The organism is Mesorhizobium sp. M0166, assembly GCF_040322255.1.
In the GTDB taxonomy this organism is placed as follows: Bacteria; Pseudomonadota; Alphaproteobacteria; order Rhizobiales; family Rhizobiaceae; genus Mesorhizobium.
In genome coordinates this window covers 143,976-156,385 of the sequence record NZ_JAMYTD010000002.1, presented here as the reverse complement: position 1 = coordinate 156,385, position 12,410 = coordinate 143,976, and the positions used below count along the sequence as shown (strand labels likewise).

General features: G+C 63.2%; 13 protein-coding genes and 2 pseudogenes. 7 read left to right on the top strand and 8 right to left on the bottom strand.

Annotated features, from left to right (window positions below; all coding sequences use genetic code 11):
• The first annotated feature begins 101 nt into the window (after positions 1 to 101).
• The 3 genes from NKJ46_RS03155 (at position 102) to NKJ46_RS03145 (ending at position 3,757) form a co-directional block, all read left to right on the top strand.
• Complete coding sequence (locus NKJ46_RS03155) at positions 102 to 1,631, top strand: DUF2778 domain-containing protein (RefSeq protein WP_352661765.1); 1,530 nt, start codon at positions 102 to 104, stop codon at positions 1,629 to 1,631.
• Positions 1,632 to 1,835: 204 nt separating this feature from the next.
• Entirely contained in the window at positions 1,836 to 2,621 is a 786-nt protein-coding gene (locus tag NKJ46_RS03150) for a ThuA domain-containing protein (protein WP_352661762.1), read from the top strand.
• A gap of 77 nt (positions 2,622 to 2,698) precedes the next feature.
• Positions 2,699 to 3,757: a Gfo/Idh/MocA family protein gene (locus NKJ46_RS03145; protein ID WP_352661759.1), complete on the top strand. Its 1,059-nt coding sequence runs from the start codon at positions 2,699 to 2,701 to the stop codon at positions 3,755 to 3,757.
• Between the two features lie 119 nt (positions 3,758 to 3,876).
• Here the strand turns inward: NKJ46_RS03145 and NKJ46_RS03140 are convergent, their stop codons facing one another.
• Positions 3,877 to 4,572 (bottom strand): TetR/AcrR family transcriptional regulator, encoded by a 696-nt coding sequence (locus NKJ46_RS03140; protein WP_352661756.1) that lies wholly within the window; start codon positions 4,570 to 4,572, stop codon positions 3,877 to 3,879.
• Positions 4,573 to 4,767: 195 nt separating this feature from the next.
• Here NKJ46_RS03140 and NKJ46_RS03135 point away from each other — a divergent pair, with 195 nt between their 5' ends.
• Both NKJ46_RS03135 and NKJ46_RS03130 read left to right on the top strand, forming a co-directional pair.
• On the top strand, positions 4,768 to 5,253 hold the full coding sequence (locus NKJ46_RS03135) for a RidA family protein (RefSeq protein WP_352661753.1): 486 nt from the start codon (positions 4,768 to 4,770) through the stop codon (positions 5,251 to 5,253).
• Positions 5,254 to 5,662: 409 nt separating this feature from the next.
• Positions 5,663 to 6,094, top strand: coding sequence for a DUF6841 family protein (locus NKJ46_RS03130; protein ID WP_352661750.1), 432 nt, complete (start codon positions 5,663 to 5,665; stop codon positions 6,092 to 6,094).
• Between the two features lie 23 nt (positions 6,095 to 6,117).
• Here NKJ46_RS03130 and NKJ46_RS03125 read toward each other — a convergent pair.
• A pseudogene (locus NKJ46_RS03125) lies at positions 6,118 to 6,299 on the bottom strand (polar amino acid ABC transporter ATP-binding protein); the annotation flags it as partial.
• Between NKJ46_RS03125 and NKJ46_RS03120 the strand changes: the two are divergent.
• Positions 6,288 to 6,503, top strand: a pseudogene (locus NKJ46_RS03120) (Gfo/Idh/MocA family protein); the annotation flags it as partial. The pseudogenes NKJ46_RS03125 and NKJ46_RS03120 sit on opposite strands and share 12 nt — an antisense overlap.
• Before the next feature lie 303 nt (positions 6,504 to 6,806).
• On the top strand, positions 6,807 to 7,229 hold the full coding sequence (locus NKJ46_RS03115) for a hypothetical protein (RefSeq protein WP_352475654.1): 423 nt from the start codon (positions 6,807 to 6,809) through the stop codon (positions 7,227 to 7,229).
• 143 nt (positions 7,230 to 7,372) lie between these two features.
• Here NKJ46_RS03115 and NKJ46_RS03110 read toward each other — a convergent pair whose 3' ends face one another.
• The 6 genes from NKJ46_RS03110 to NKJ46_RS03085 form a co-directional block, all read right to left on the bottom strand.
• Entirely contained in the window at positions 7,373 to 8,116 is a 744-nt protein-coding gene (locus tag NKJ46_RS03110) for an amino acid ABC transporter ATP-binding protein (RefSeq protein ID WP_352661744.1), read from the bottom strand.
• Between the two features lie 25 nt (positions 8,117 to 8,141).
• A complete protein-coding gene (locus NKJ46_RS03105; protein WP_352661741.1) occupies positions 8,142 to 8,816 on the bottom strand; it encodes an amino acid ABC transporter permease in 675 nt (224 codons plus the stop codon).
• Positions 8,813 to 9,484: an amino acid ABC transporter permease gene (locus NKJ46_RS03100; RefSeq protein ID WP_352661738.1), complete on the bottom strand. Its 672-nt coding sequence runs from the start codon at positions 9,482 to 9,484 to the stop codon at positions 8,813 to 8,815. Before NKJ46_RS03100 ends, NKJ46_RS03105 begins: the two co-directional genes overlap by 4 nt.
• A 97-nt stretch (positions 9,485 to 9,581) precedes the next feature.
• Positions 9,582 to 10,370, bottom strand: a complete 789-nt coding sequence (locus tag NKJ46_RS03095; protein WP_352661735.1) for an ABC transporter substrate-binding protein — start codon at positions 10,368 to 10,370, stop codon at positions 9,582 to 9,584.
• A gap of 111 nt (positions 10,371 to 10,481) precedes the next feature.
• A complete protein-coding gene (locus NKJ46_RS03090) occupies positions 10,482 to 11,645 on the bottom strand; it encodes a saccharopine dehydrogenase family protein (protein ID WP_352661732.1) in 1,164 nt (387 codons plus the stop codon).
• Complete coding sequence (locus NKJ46_RS03085) at positions 11,642 to 12,145, bottom strand: Lrp/AsnC family transcriptional regulator (RefSeq protein WP_352661729.1); 504 nt, start codon at positions 12,143 to 12,145, stop codon at positions 11,642 to 11,644. The genes NKJ46_RS03090 and NKJ46_RS03085 overlap by 4 nt, the downstream gene beginning before the upstream one ends.
• Between the last annotated feature and the right edge of the window lie 265 nt (positions 12,146 to 12,410).

The window sequence follows — 12,410 nt, the reverse complement described above, 5'->3', positions numbered from 1 at the left end:
CTGCGAAATCCGCTAGCCGGCATCGGCCGATTGAGAGTGGTTGAATGGCGTTTGTAAGTGCGAAAATCCGGGGTGACAGTCCTGCAACTGGATTGACTTCGATGAGGCCCGGCCTGCGCTGGGTCGCGGTTCCGGCCGTCGGCGCAGCCATTGCTTTATGGTCGGTAGCGACCTTGGCCGGCCTCAATTCGATGGCAACCTCGCTCACCGCCGCTTCCAACGGTCTTCCGCAAAGCCTGCTCGCGCCGCGCACCATCGCGCTCGCCGATCCTCGCCGCAGCCTTGCAAAGGCGCAGGCCCCGACATGGGCCGCGGCAAACGCAGCGCTGTCGGCCCAGCTGCTGCAGCATGGATGCGATGCCAACTGCCTGCGGTCGGCATCGAACTTCGTTCACCGGGGAAAATCGGCGCGTCTCAAGCGCAATACCGTGCCGCCTGTCGCCGACGCATCGCGGCATCCAAGCTTCGACGACGTGGTGGCCAAAGCCGCGCTGTCGCCGCAAAAGCTTGCCGCCGCCTTTGCCCGTGCCTCCTCCGGCTCACCCGTCATGCTCGCAAGCCTGCCGGCCGACGCCCGGTTCGCCGAGCCGGTACGCATACCCGACCCGAACGGCCCGGCATCGGTGCGCTTCGGGCCGGAGGTGGCGGAGATCGAACGCTCGTCGCGACTGGCGCTAGCGCTGGCGAATACATTGCCGGAGCAGATGATCGACATGCTTCCGGCAGCCGTCGCGGCAAGCGAGCCCGCGGCTTCGCAAGAGCCGCAAGAACCCGAGATCCAGCTGGCCTCGCTGCCGCCGCAAGACGACATGCCCGACAGCATTCCGCTGCCGACGCTGCGTCCGCGGGCGGACATCGATGAGGCAGCGCCTCAGGCTCAAGCCTCGAAAGACCGGGCGCCGAAAGACCGGGCGCTAAAGGATCAGGCAGCAAAAACGGAGCCGCCCCAGGCATCCAAGGCCCAGGCATCCAAGACCCAGACATCCAGGGCGAGCAAGGTCCAGACGGCCGACGCTCCGCCGGTCGAGACGCAACCCGGCAGCCTGTCGCCGCGCAATTCGTCACAAGCGGCAGTGCCGGCCGTGTCGGGCAAGCCGGGCAAACGGTCGAAGACGCAGGGCGGCGACATGCTGGCCTACGCCAAGCCCGACATGCCTTCCGGTGGTCTCGGCGGGGCCTTCAGGAACCTGTTCACCACGCCCGGCATGGGCAGCGGCGTCGCCGTCTACGACATCTCGGCCAAGACCGTCTATATGCCCGACGGCTCGCGGCTGGAGGCGCATTCGGGACTGGGCGCGATGGTCGACCAGCCGCGCTATGTTCACAAAAAGAATGTCGGTCCGACGCCGCCCGACACCTACAATCTGACGCTGCGGGAATCACGCTTCCACGGCGTCGAGGCCCTGCGTCTCACCCCTGCCAGCGGCAGCAACAAATATGGCCGCGACGGCCTGCTCGCCCACACCTACATGCTGCGCGGCGGCCGCGCCGAATCCAATGGTTGCGTCGTCTTCAAGGACTATGCCCGCTTCCTCGCCGCCTACAAGAAGGGCAAGATCAAGCGCCTCGTCGTGGTGCCGCGCCTGTCGAAGCCGTTGACACGCGTCGCCCAAGAGGGCCGCGGCGCGTAGACGGTAGCGGCAGCGACGCAATACGAAAGCCGTTTTGTCGCGATCCTTCGCCCCCCGGCATCGCTGGTTTTGCCGCCCGGACGTTCCCGCCCGCTTTCCAACAGATTGTCAGTAGCTGGCCGCGAAACGGTTTTCATTCCCGGCCGAGGATATTATGACTGACCGGCCGGGGCGGCTCCAGCTTCAAACAATCACGAGGACATCATGACAATACGCGCTGTCGTCTGGGGCGAGAATATCCATGAGCGGACCAATGAGGTGGTCGCGGGCATCTATCCCGAGGGCATGCATGCGACTATTGCCAATGCGCTGAAGCTCGACCCGGAGATTTCGGTATCGTGGGCAACGCTGGAGCAGAAGGAGCATGGGCTGCCGGCCGACCGTCTGGCCGAGACCGATGTCTTGCTGTGGTGGGGACACAAGGACCATGGCGGCGTCGCCGACGAAGTGGTCGAGCGCGTGGCGCGCCGCGTCTGGGAAGGCATGGGGCTGATCGTTCTCCATTCCGGCCATTTCTCGAAGATATTCAAGAAGCTGATGGGCACGCCGTGCACGCTGAAATGGCGCGAGGCGGGCGAGCGCGAGCGGCTTTGGGTGACCAGCGCCAATCACCCGATCGCTGCCGGGATCGGCGAGTATTTCGAGCTCGAGAACGAGGAGATGTATGGCGAGCAGTTCGCCGTGCCGGAGCCGCTGGAAACCGTGTTCATCTCGTGGTTCCAGGGCGGCGAAGTGTTCCGGTCGGGGCTGACCTATCGCCGCGGCGCCGGCAACATCTTCTATTTCAGGCCCGGCCACGAGACCTATCCGACCTATCACGACGCCAATGTCCAGAAGGTGCTGCGCAATGCGGTGAAATGGGCGCACAACCCGCAAGGCGCCAATCCGGCCATCCTCGATGCGCCGAACGTGCCGGTGGAAAAGGCGCTCGAGCCGATCGTCGAGCGTGGCGGAAAGCTGCATTCCGCGGGCGAAGCCGGCTTCCGCTAGGCTACGATCTCGAACCGTTGGTTCGGGAAATCCATGATCGAACAAGAAGATAAAGCCCTGTCCTAAGGATAAGAATCATGCGTCTGTTGATACTCGGTACCGGCTGGATGGCGGAGGAGCACGCCAGGCAGTTCGGCAAGATCGAGGGCGTCGAACTGATCGGCGCCGTCGATCTCGACCGTACGCGCGTCGACAAGTTTTCGGACATCTACGGCATCCGCAACCGCTTCGCGTCGCTGGACGAGGCGCTGGCATGGGGCAAGTTCGACGCGGTGGCGAACGTGACGCCCGATCGCGTCCACCATCCGACCACCATGATGCTGATCGCGGCGGGCAAGCCGGTGCTGTGCGAGAAACCGCTGGCCGAAAATTACCAGCGGGCCAGTGAAATGGCCGATGGCGCCGAGCGGGCCGGCATCATCAACATGGTCAACCTGACCTATCGCAATGTCGCGCCGCTGCAGAGGGCGCGCGCCATGGTGCTGGCCGGCGAGATCGGCACAGTCAGGCATGTCGAGGCGTCCTATCTGCAGAGCTGGCTGGTGTCCAAGTTCTGGGGCGACTGGCGCACCGATCCGAAATGGCTGTGGCGGCTGTCGCGCGGCCACGGCTCCAATGGCGTGCTGGGCGACGTCGGCATCCACATTCTCGATTTCGCCAGCTATGGCGCGGCGCTCGACATCGACCATGTGTTCTGCCGGCTGAGATCCTTCGACAAGGCGCCCGGCAACCGCATCGGCGAGTACGGGCTCGACGCCAATGACAGCTTCACCATGGCGCTGGATTTCAGCAACGGCGCCTTCGGCGTCGTCCATGCCAGCCGCTGGGCAACCGGCCATTTGAACGAACTCCGGCTGCGCATCTACGGCGACAAGGGTGGCATCGAAGTCGTGCACAATCTGACCGGCTCGGAGCTGAAAGCCTGCATCGGTGAAGATGTCGAAAACGCCAAATGGCAGGTTCTCGACGCCGGAACGGTGGCGACCAACTACCAGCGCTTCGTCGATGCAGTCCGCAACGGCGTCCAGGCCGAACCGTCGTTCCGGCATGCTGCCGAATTGCAGAAGGTCCTCGACCTCGCAGTCGTCTCGGATGGGAAGAGGGCCGAATTGAGCACGCACGCGGATGCGCAATAGGCTTGGGTTCCCTCGCCGTCGGACGGGGCAGTCAGGGTCGAAACAAACTGATCCCTTTGAACGACCGAGTTCGAATCTCGGCCGTTCACGGCAGGAAGCGACGCCTGTGAAGGAAGAGTTCATCCTCTTGAAGAGAGGCCATCGAGCAGGAAGCCGAGGCCTTTCCGGAAAGCACCATCCCAATCGTTATCCAACAGCAGACGGGAGCGCTCAATTGTCGGGTAGCGTTCGCTGAGACGCGTATGGCGCTGCTGCGTGGCGGCCCTGCCGTCGTCCGAGAGGTCGAAGTTCGCCCGGCTGATGGTGGCGCCCATCACATAGTTCCACAGCGACCATATCGCGACGTTCAGATCTGCGTCCGCCACACCGGCCCTGGACAAGGTCTTGCTCAGCAGTTCCAGGCGACCGAGGATGTTCGGGCCGAGCGCCCGGCGCGGCAACAGCGATGCCGACCAAGGATGGCGCAGCATGCTGGCGCGCCAGTCTTCGAGCATATGGACGACTTGCCCGCGCCAGTCTCGAGACTCAACCATTTGCGGTCCACGATATTCGAGCACCGAATCGAGCGCCAGATCAAAGACATCCTCCTTGTTGTCGACGTGCCAATATAGGCTCATCACGCCCGAGCCGAGGCGATCGGCCAGCCGACGCATCGTCAATCCGTCGACCCCTTGAGCGTCCAGCAGCTCCACCGCGGTCGCCACGATACGTTCCCGCGACAAAGGCGGTTCACTGCGCGACTCCTGCACGGGCTGGAGCCGCCCGCTTGTCCGTTGAGACCGCGTGCTCCGGGCGCCGCTGCGTTTGGCTGCCATCCGTCTTCCCCGCTGTTCAGGCCATCGATTTTGACCGGCAACGCGATGAATGTCGATCCTGAACGATTGACTCGTACATCGTACCATGCGACTGGCTCGTGCGGTGTACGAGCCGATCGCCGATACCGGTTAATGTTCAATCATGGCGGCCGCGAGGGTTACGTTGCTCGCGGTCCGCAGAGCCAAGAGAAAATCATGCCACGCGCCAAGCGCCTGCTTATCGGAGGGTTAATTGTTATGACCATGGGAGTTTCCACTGCTGCGACGGCGAATGAGAAAGATCTCAAATTGACCATCGTCAATCCACAAACCCTCTACGACCCGTCACCGAATGGCTACAGCACGGCAGTGATCACGCCCCGCGGAGCCCGGGTGGCCTACATCTCCGGCCAGGGCGGCCAGGACAGCACGGGAGCCTTGTCGCCCGACTTCGCTGTCCAGGTTGCGCAGGCCTATGCAAATTTGCGCACCGCCCTCGATGCGCTCGGTGCGAGGCCGGATCAGGTCGCCAAGCTCACGGTCTTCGTGGTCGATCACAATATGTCTAAGCTCGAGGTGTTGACCAAGAACGTCAAGGAGATGTTCGTCGAGGCACTGCCGGCGCAGACTCTGGTTCCCGTTCCCAAGCTTGCAATCGACCCGATGCTCTTCGAGGTGGAGGCCGTTGTCGTGCTTGACTAGGTGCGCGGCTGTAGCTCCGATCGCCCAAATTGAAATGGGTCGAGCGCGCCTGCGACAGCCGCGCGATCGCCATCACGAGGGGCGAGCAACAGGGCTTCGCCTGTTGCATCGGCGACAAGGGTGGCGTCGAAGTCGTGCACAATCAGGGTCGCACCACGCCTTCGTCATCCCAGGACGGAGCAAGGAGCGGTGCGACGCGGCGCAGACCCTGGGATGACGAAGTCATGATGGCTGAAGGCAAATTACGGATGTCTGAGATTTACGCAGCGTTCCCGCCGCCTGCCGCCTCGCTTCGCTCTTGCTCCGCCCTGGGACGAAGTCATGATGGCTGAGGGTCAATTGCGGATGTCGGAGATCGGCGGAGCGTTTCCTGGTCCCACCCAACATAGCCGCACCTGGAGATGAAATCATGGAGACCAGCGTAAGGAAGCTATTCGAGCGATATGAGCGCTTTTTCAACCAGTCCCTCGGCGGCGACATGGACATGGATGAGGTCGCATCGCTGTATGCCTCGGACTTCATAGCGGCTTCGCCCGCCGGGGTCATGACCGGAAAGAACGATGAGCAACTCAAGCAGGTCATGGCGCAAGGCTATGCGCACTATCGCGCGATAGGGACGAAGGAAACGCGGATACGCAACGTCCGGCTCTCGCCGATAGACGAACATCATTGCGTGGCTCATGTCGCCTGGACGGCAACCTATGCCCGCAAGGATCAATCGAAGGTGGCGATAGATTTTGACGTCCACTACCTCGTGCAGAAGTTGGACGGGGAGCCGAAGGTTTTCGGCTGGATATCGGGCGACGAGCAGGCGCTGTTGAGAAAGCACGGCATCGTCTGAGGTCCGCTTTCTCCTAATGCCCCCTAATGCCGCAGGATCTTGCTCAGAAAAGCGCGGCCGCGGTCGGTCTTCGGGTTGGAGAAGAACTCGTCCGGCGTGCCGCTCTCGACGATGGCGCCGCGTCCATGAACACGACGCGCTGGGCGACCTTGCGGGCAAAGCCCATCTCGTGCGTCACCACCGTCATGGTCATGCCTTCCTCGGCGAAGATGTCGAGAACGCCAAATGGCAGGTTCTGGACGCCGGAACGGTGGCGACCAACTACCAGCGCTTCGTCGATGCAGTCCGCAACGGCGTCCAGGCCGAACCGTCATTCCTGCATGCGGCCGAATTGCAGAAGGTCCTCGATCTCGCCGTCGTCTCGGATGAGAAGCGGGCCGAATTGAGCACCCACGCGGATGCGCAATAGGCTTGGGTTCCTCGCCCCCGCCAAGCGGTGGGAGAGGTGGCCGCAAAAGCGGCCGGAGAGGGGTCTTTGGCAGCGAGGGCCTTCGCAAGAATGAAATGTCTTTGATGTCGGGACAAGGTCGCACGCAATGACATGGTCAGCGCAATTCCCCCTCTCCGTCTCGGCGACCCGAGTGGTTTGTGAAACTCGCTAGCCGCGAGCGAGACTGAACTAACTCGGAAGGTCAGTTGACTCTTCGCCGCAACGGCCCATCGTTGATTGTTGGCCTACCTTTCCGACCAACTTTTGAACAGGGAGGAAACCATGGAAGCCGTCAATCGTAGATCCACAATTGCACTCGGTCTTACACTGGCCGCAACGCCTCTGATCGCTTGGGGGACACCAGCAGCCGCCCAGACTTACGGCCCCGATGAGGGCAAGGAGGTCTCACCCGGCGTCAGAGTTGTAGCGCTTGGTGAGCGCAAGTCGGTCATACCAGCCTATGCAACGGTGAAGCTGCGCGATGTTGTCATTCAGCCCGGAGCGAAGACGACTGACAACATGATGAAGAACGACATGCTCTGCCACATGACTGAGGGAGAACTTTCGGTCGTTCACAACAAACAAAAGTTCACAGTCAAGAAGGGCGATGTTTGGGCCTGCGCTAATGGCGCTACGACAGAAGGCACCCAGAACACGAGCAGTGCGGTCGCGATCATGCGGGTCATCGATTTGATGCCAGCATAAGGGAAGCGGCTGGTGGAAGTGCGGCAATGGCCGCCCTAAGAGGAAGCCCGGCGCGCATCTGTCGTATTAGGGAACGTCCAGCGAAGGGCCGCTTTCCATCCATCTTGGCCATCGACGACAGCCAGCTGAGTTGAGTTTGAACCCTAATGCCGCAGGATCTTGCTCAGGAAGGCGCGGCTGCGGTCCGTCTTCGGGTGCGAGAAGAACTCGTCCGGCGTGCCGCTCTCGACAATGGCGCCGGCGTCCATGAACACGACGCGCTGGGCGACCTTGCGGGCAAAGCCCATCTCGTGCGTCACCACCATCATGGTCATGCCTTCCTCGGCGACCGCGACCATGACGTCGAGCACTTCCGAGATCATCTCTGGATCGAGCGCCGAGGTCGGCTCGTCGAACAGCATGATCTTGGGGCGCATGCCGAGGCAGCGCGCGATCGCCACGCGCTGCTGCTGGCCACCTGACAGCTGCGCGGGATAGGCATTCACCTTGTCGGCGAGGCCGACCTTGGCGAGCAGCTCGCGCCCGGCCTTCTCGGCTTCGGTGCGCGGGATCTTGCGCACGTGGATTGGCGCCAGCGTGACGTTCTCGAGCGCCGTCTTGTGCGGGTAGAGGTTGAACGACTGGAAGACGAAGCCGATCTCGGTGCGCAGCCGCGTCATGTTGGTGGCGGGGTCGCCGAGGCGCTGGCCGTCGACCGTAAGGTCGCCGTCGCGGATCGTCTCCAGCCCATTGATGCAGCGGATCAAGGTGCTCTTGCCCGAGCCGCTCGGCCCGCAGACGACGACCACTTCGCGCGGCTCGACGCTCAACGTGATATCCCTGAGCACATTGAGCTGGCCAAACCATTTGTTGACGCCGCGAAATTCGATCATGCCGGTTTTGGTCATATTGCCGGACCCTTGGGGTTCGATGTCACAACTGCACCTCGTCATGCGCCGCACCCATGCGCTGTTCCAGCCGGCGGGCCAGCATGATCAGGGGATAGCAGACGATGAAATAACCGAGGCCGACGAGGAAGAAGACGAGCAGGCCGTTCGGCACACGCTGCACCACCAGCCAGCCGACGCGCGTGAGGTCGGTGAGCCCGATGGCCGAGACCACCGAGGAATCCTTGATCAGCAGCACATATTGCCCGACCAGCGGCGGCAGCACGATGCGCATCGCCTGCGGCAGCACGACCTGGCGCATGCGCTGCCAGCGCGACAGGCCGGACGCCAACGCCGCCTCTACCTGGCCGGTCGGCACCGAGCGGATGCCGGCGACGACGATCTCGCAGATGAAGCAGGCGGCCAGATTGGTCAGCGCGATGATGCCGGCGGTGAAGGCGTCGAGCTCGATGCCGAGTTCCGGCAGGATGAAGAAGATCAGGAAGATCTGCACCAGGAACGGCGTGCCGCGGATCAGGTCGACCCAGGCACCGATCGCGCCGCTGATCAGCCGGTTGCCGCCGGTGCGCAGAATGCCAAGGCCGAAGCCGAGCAGCGTGCCCAGCACCAGGCTGATCAGCGACAGCACCACGGTCATGCCGAGGCCGCGCAGCGCGAGGGGATAGTTGCCGGCGATGCTTTGCAGCTGCTGCCAGATCATGTCCGTGCCCCCGCCAGGCCGAGCCAGCGCCCGGAGAGCGCCGCCAGTCCCTTCAGCCCGTAATAGAGCAGCAGGTAGAAGGCGGCGATGGTGATAAAACCTTCGGCCGGCATGAAGCGGTCGGAGGCGAGCAACTGTCCGGCGCGCGTCAGCTCGGCGACCGAGATCAGCGACAACAGCGCGGAATCCTTGACCAGCACAATCGCCTGGCCGAGCAACGGAGGGATCGTCACCTTGAACGCCTGCGGCAGGATGACGAGGCGCATGCGCTGGATATAGGTCATGCCCGAGGCGACGCCGGCCTCGACCTGGCCGCGCGGGATCGACAGGATGCCGGCGCGGATGATCTCGGCGACATAGGCGCCGCTGTTCAGCGACAGGGCCAGGATGCCGACGACGAGCTCGGGCAGGACGAAGCCGAGCCGCGGCAGGCCGAAATAGAGGAAATAAAGCTGCGCCAGCAGCGGCGTGGCGCGCACGGCGTCGATATAGGCCTTGGCCGGGACGCGGAACAGCCGGCCGCGCTGCAGGTTCATGGCGGCGAGCACGATGCCGACGGCGAGCGCGCCGGCAAAGGAGAGGACAGACAGCCACACGGTCGTGACGAGGCCCTGCCCGAACAGGGGCAGATATTCGACGATGGTGCGGAAGCTGAAGTTTTCGAGCATGGGTGTGGCGGTGAATGGCGAGTAGGGGAGTAGGGGAGTAGGGGAGTAGGGGAAACGGCCATCCCGGACGCGCTTCCCTACTCCCTACTCACTCTCCTCAGTGATCCTTCTTCCAGGCGTCGGAATTGACCCAGTAGTCGAGGTTCTTCTGCAGGCGGCCGTCGAGGCTGACCTGGTCGAGGAACAGGTTCATCCAGGTCAACAGATCCTGCTCGTCATAGCGCGTGGCGAAGGCCAGAGGCTCCTTCGACAGCATGTCCGGCATGATGGTGAAACTGCCGGCCGGGTAAGCGGTCGACTGGCCCTTGACCGCCGAGACGTCGTTGACGCCGCAATCGGCCTGGCCGTTGTTGACGGCGTCGAGCAACAGCGGGCCGCCGCCCTTGTAGCTCTTGATGTCGGCATCGGGGAAGGCGGCCTTGGCTTCCTTCTCGCCGGTGGCGCCAAGCAGCACGGCGATCTTGGTGCCCTTGGCCTTGCAGTCCTCGGTGGACTTGAAGGCGGTCCCAGCCTTGGTGAAGACGGTGCTGCCCGTGTACATGTAAGGCTTGGTGAAGGCGACCTTCATGCCACGCGCCAGCGTCGGTGTCATGTCGGCGACCAGAAGATCGGCCTTGCCCGACAGCAGCGCCGGGATCAGGCCATCCCAGTCGAAGTCGAGGAAGGTGATCTTGACGCCCATTTCCTTGGCCATCAATTCGGCGAGTTCGACCGAACTGCCGGTGCGTTCGCCGGCAGCACCCACCAGCGAGAAGGGCGGTCCTTGCGTCTGCACCGCAACGCGCAGCTCACCGCGCTTGGTGATCTCGTCGAGCGTTCCGGCGCTGGCGGCGGCGGTGAGGCCGGCGAGCGCAAGTCCGGCGATGAAAAGCTTGGCAATCTTCATTTGGGCATTCCTCCTTGTTGTCGTTTGTTGTTCCACTTGTTGTTTCACCCCATCGAGGTGCTTTTTGAGCGGCAGCGCCGTTGCCGGCAGCAACCACCGTTCGAAAATCCTTCAGTCCCAGCTCACCGTTTCGGCAACCTTGATGCCGCGCCTAGCCAGCTCATCGAGGAAGCGGCCATCCGGCACATGCAGCAGCGGGTTGAGCAGGCCGGGCGTAGCGATCTCGCGCCGTGCCAGCATCTGCGCCACGATGCTGGCGGGATAGCCGACGCCGAGGCTCATGCCGAACAGGCCGGAGGCGAGGTCGCGTTCGATGACCAGCTCCGAGGTCACCGTCTTGCGGCGGCCGCGTTCGCTGCCGACAAAGACGTTGCGCATGACGCAAAGGTCCTTTTCGTCGGCGCCATATTGCAGTTGCGGACCGAGCAGCCGGCCGAGGAATTCGCGTGGGCTGACGCCGGTGCCGGGCACCTTGTCCTCGGAGAGGAAGCCGAGCCGCTTCAGCGGCACCCAGAACGCCGACCAGCCGGGCCAGCGCAGCGAATAGCGGCCGGAGCGCTGCAGCCCCTTGGCGGCGGCGAGCATGCCGGCATAATGTGGCGCGTCGCCATTGGGGAAGGCTTCGAGCCTGCCCAGTCCGGCCACCTCGATTTCGTGGATGAAGCGATTGTCGTGCTGGCGGGCGGCCGGCACGTCGACCCGTTTGCCGTCCTCGACCAGCACGCTGTCGCGGTTCTGGCTGATCAGAACCATGTCGAAATTCCAGCTCACCTTGTAGCGCAGCGGCTCGACCGCCGCTTTCGGCTCGGGAATGCCGCCACAGTAGGAATCGATCGCAGTGATGGTGTCGAACTGGCTTGCGGCGCGTGCGTAGAGCACCAGGTCGATGCCGGGGTCGAGCCCGCATTCGGTCACGATCGACACGCCGGCCTTTTCGGCCTCCAGCGCCAGATCGGCGATCGCCTTGCCGTAATTGGTGGTGACCAGCGGCGTGCGCGTCGCGATCGCCGCCTGCACCGCCTCGCGCATCAGCGGTTGCGGCAACAGGTCGATGACCGCATCGACGTCCGTCATCACATCGGCCAATGCCGGACCGATCGCGCCCTGCGGCACGACGAAACGCACCCGGGCAAGGTTGGTCAGGCCGCCAAGCCGTGCAGCGCCGTCGGTTGTAGTGTCGACGCAGACCACTTGCTCGACACCATCGCTGGCAACGAGGTCAGCGATCGCCGCCCGGCCTTGCAGGCCGAGGCCGCCGAGAACCGCGATCTTCATGCCATTTCCTTTCGCGTCTCGTCCGACCAGCAGCCTTCGGGCAGGCTGACCCATTTGTTGCAGGACGCCATGACGACGAAGGTCTCGCTGCGCACGACCTCGCCCGGCTCACCGGCGCCGGGGATCAGCTCGCTGGTGACGCGGTAGAGATCGGCGACATCACCGGCCACGGTCACGTCGACGATGATGTCGAAGCGCCCGGTGACGACGGCGGCCGAGTTCACGAAAGGCAATTCCGAGATACGCTGCGCCAGTTCTCGCGCCCGACCACGCCCTTGCGCATTGATGCCGACGATCGCCGAGATCAGTTCGGGGCGCTCGGTCAGGTTGAGCAGCCCGACGATCTTGAGCAGGTTGCGGTCGAGCAGACTGCGCAGCCGCATGCGCACCGTCGGCACCGAGATCGCCATCTTCTCGGCAAGGCGGTTGACGCCAAGCTGCGCATCCTGCGACAGCAGCTTGACCAGTCGCCGGTCGGTCTGATCGAGATGTTCCCGCAAACGCTCAGGCTTTCATAAAGGGAAAGAAACGATTGGATTTTCTTTCGGATATGAAAATACCTTATGAGAGATTTTTAACAACGGCAAGAGCCATGTCATCCGCCGTGGCTCTGTGCCTGTCGGTAGTTTCGTCGCAGATGCCACATTTTGTTCTTGCTTTGTGCCGGCAGCTATGCTACTAATTTGGGTGTGGTGCCAATTGGCTCCAACGACCCGTCCGCCCGAGGCGGGTTTTTTGTTTCCGGATCTTTTGAAGGTTCAGCGC

Bases quoted from the DNA above. Each gene is read 5' to 3' on its own strand.
- NKJ46_RS03155 (WP_352661765.1), top strand. From the start codon at position 102: ATGAGGCCCGGCCTGCGCTGGGTCGCGGTTCCGGCCGTCGGCGCAGCC.
- NKJ46_RS03150 (WP_352661762.1), top strand. From the start codon at position 1,836: ATGACAATACGCGCTGTCGTCTGGGGCGAGAATATCCATGAGCGGACC.
- NKJ46_RS03145 (WP_352661759.1), top strand. From the start codon at position 2,699: ATGCGTCTGTTGATACTCGGTACCGGCTGGATGGCGGAGGAGCACGCC.
- NKJ46_RS03140 (WP_352661756.1), bottom strand. From the start codon at position 4,572: ATGGCAGCCAAACGCAGCGGCGCCCGGAGCACGCGGTCTCAACGGACA.
- NKJ46_RS03135 (WP_352661753.1), top strand. From the start codon at position 4,768: ATGCCACGCGCCAAGCGCCTGCTTATCGGAGGGTTAATTGTTATGACC.
- NKJ46_RS03130 (WP_352661750.1), top strand. From the start codon at position 5,663: ATGGAGACCAGCGTAAGGAAGCTATTCGAGCGATATGAGCGCTTTTTC.
- NKJ46_RS03115 (WP_352475654.1), top strand. From the start codon at position 6,807: ATGGAAGCCGTCAATCGTAGATCCACAATTGCACTCGGTCTTACACTG.
- NKJ46_RS03110 (WP_352661744.1), bottom strand. From the start codon at position 8,116: ATGACCAAAACCGGCATGATCGAATTTCGCGGCGTCAACAAATGGTTT.
- NKJ46_RS03105 (WP_352661741.1), bottom strand. From the start codon at position 8,816: ATGATCTGGCAGCAGCTGCAAAGCATCGCCGGCAACTATCCCCTCGCG.
- NKJ46_RS03100 (WP_352661738.1), bottom strand. From the start codon at position 9,484: ATGCTCGAAAACTTCAGCTTCCGCACCATCGTCGAATATCTGCCCCTG.
- NKJ46_RS03095 (WP_352661735.1), bottom strand. From the start codon at position 10,370: ATGAAGATTGCCAAGCTTTTCATCGCCGGACTTGCGCTCGCCGGCCTC.
- NKJ46_RS03090 (WP_352661732.1), bottom strand. From the start codon at position 11,645: ATGAAGATCGCGGTTCTCGGCGGCCTCGGCCTGCAAGGCCGGGCGGCG.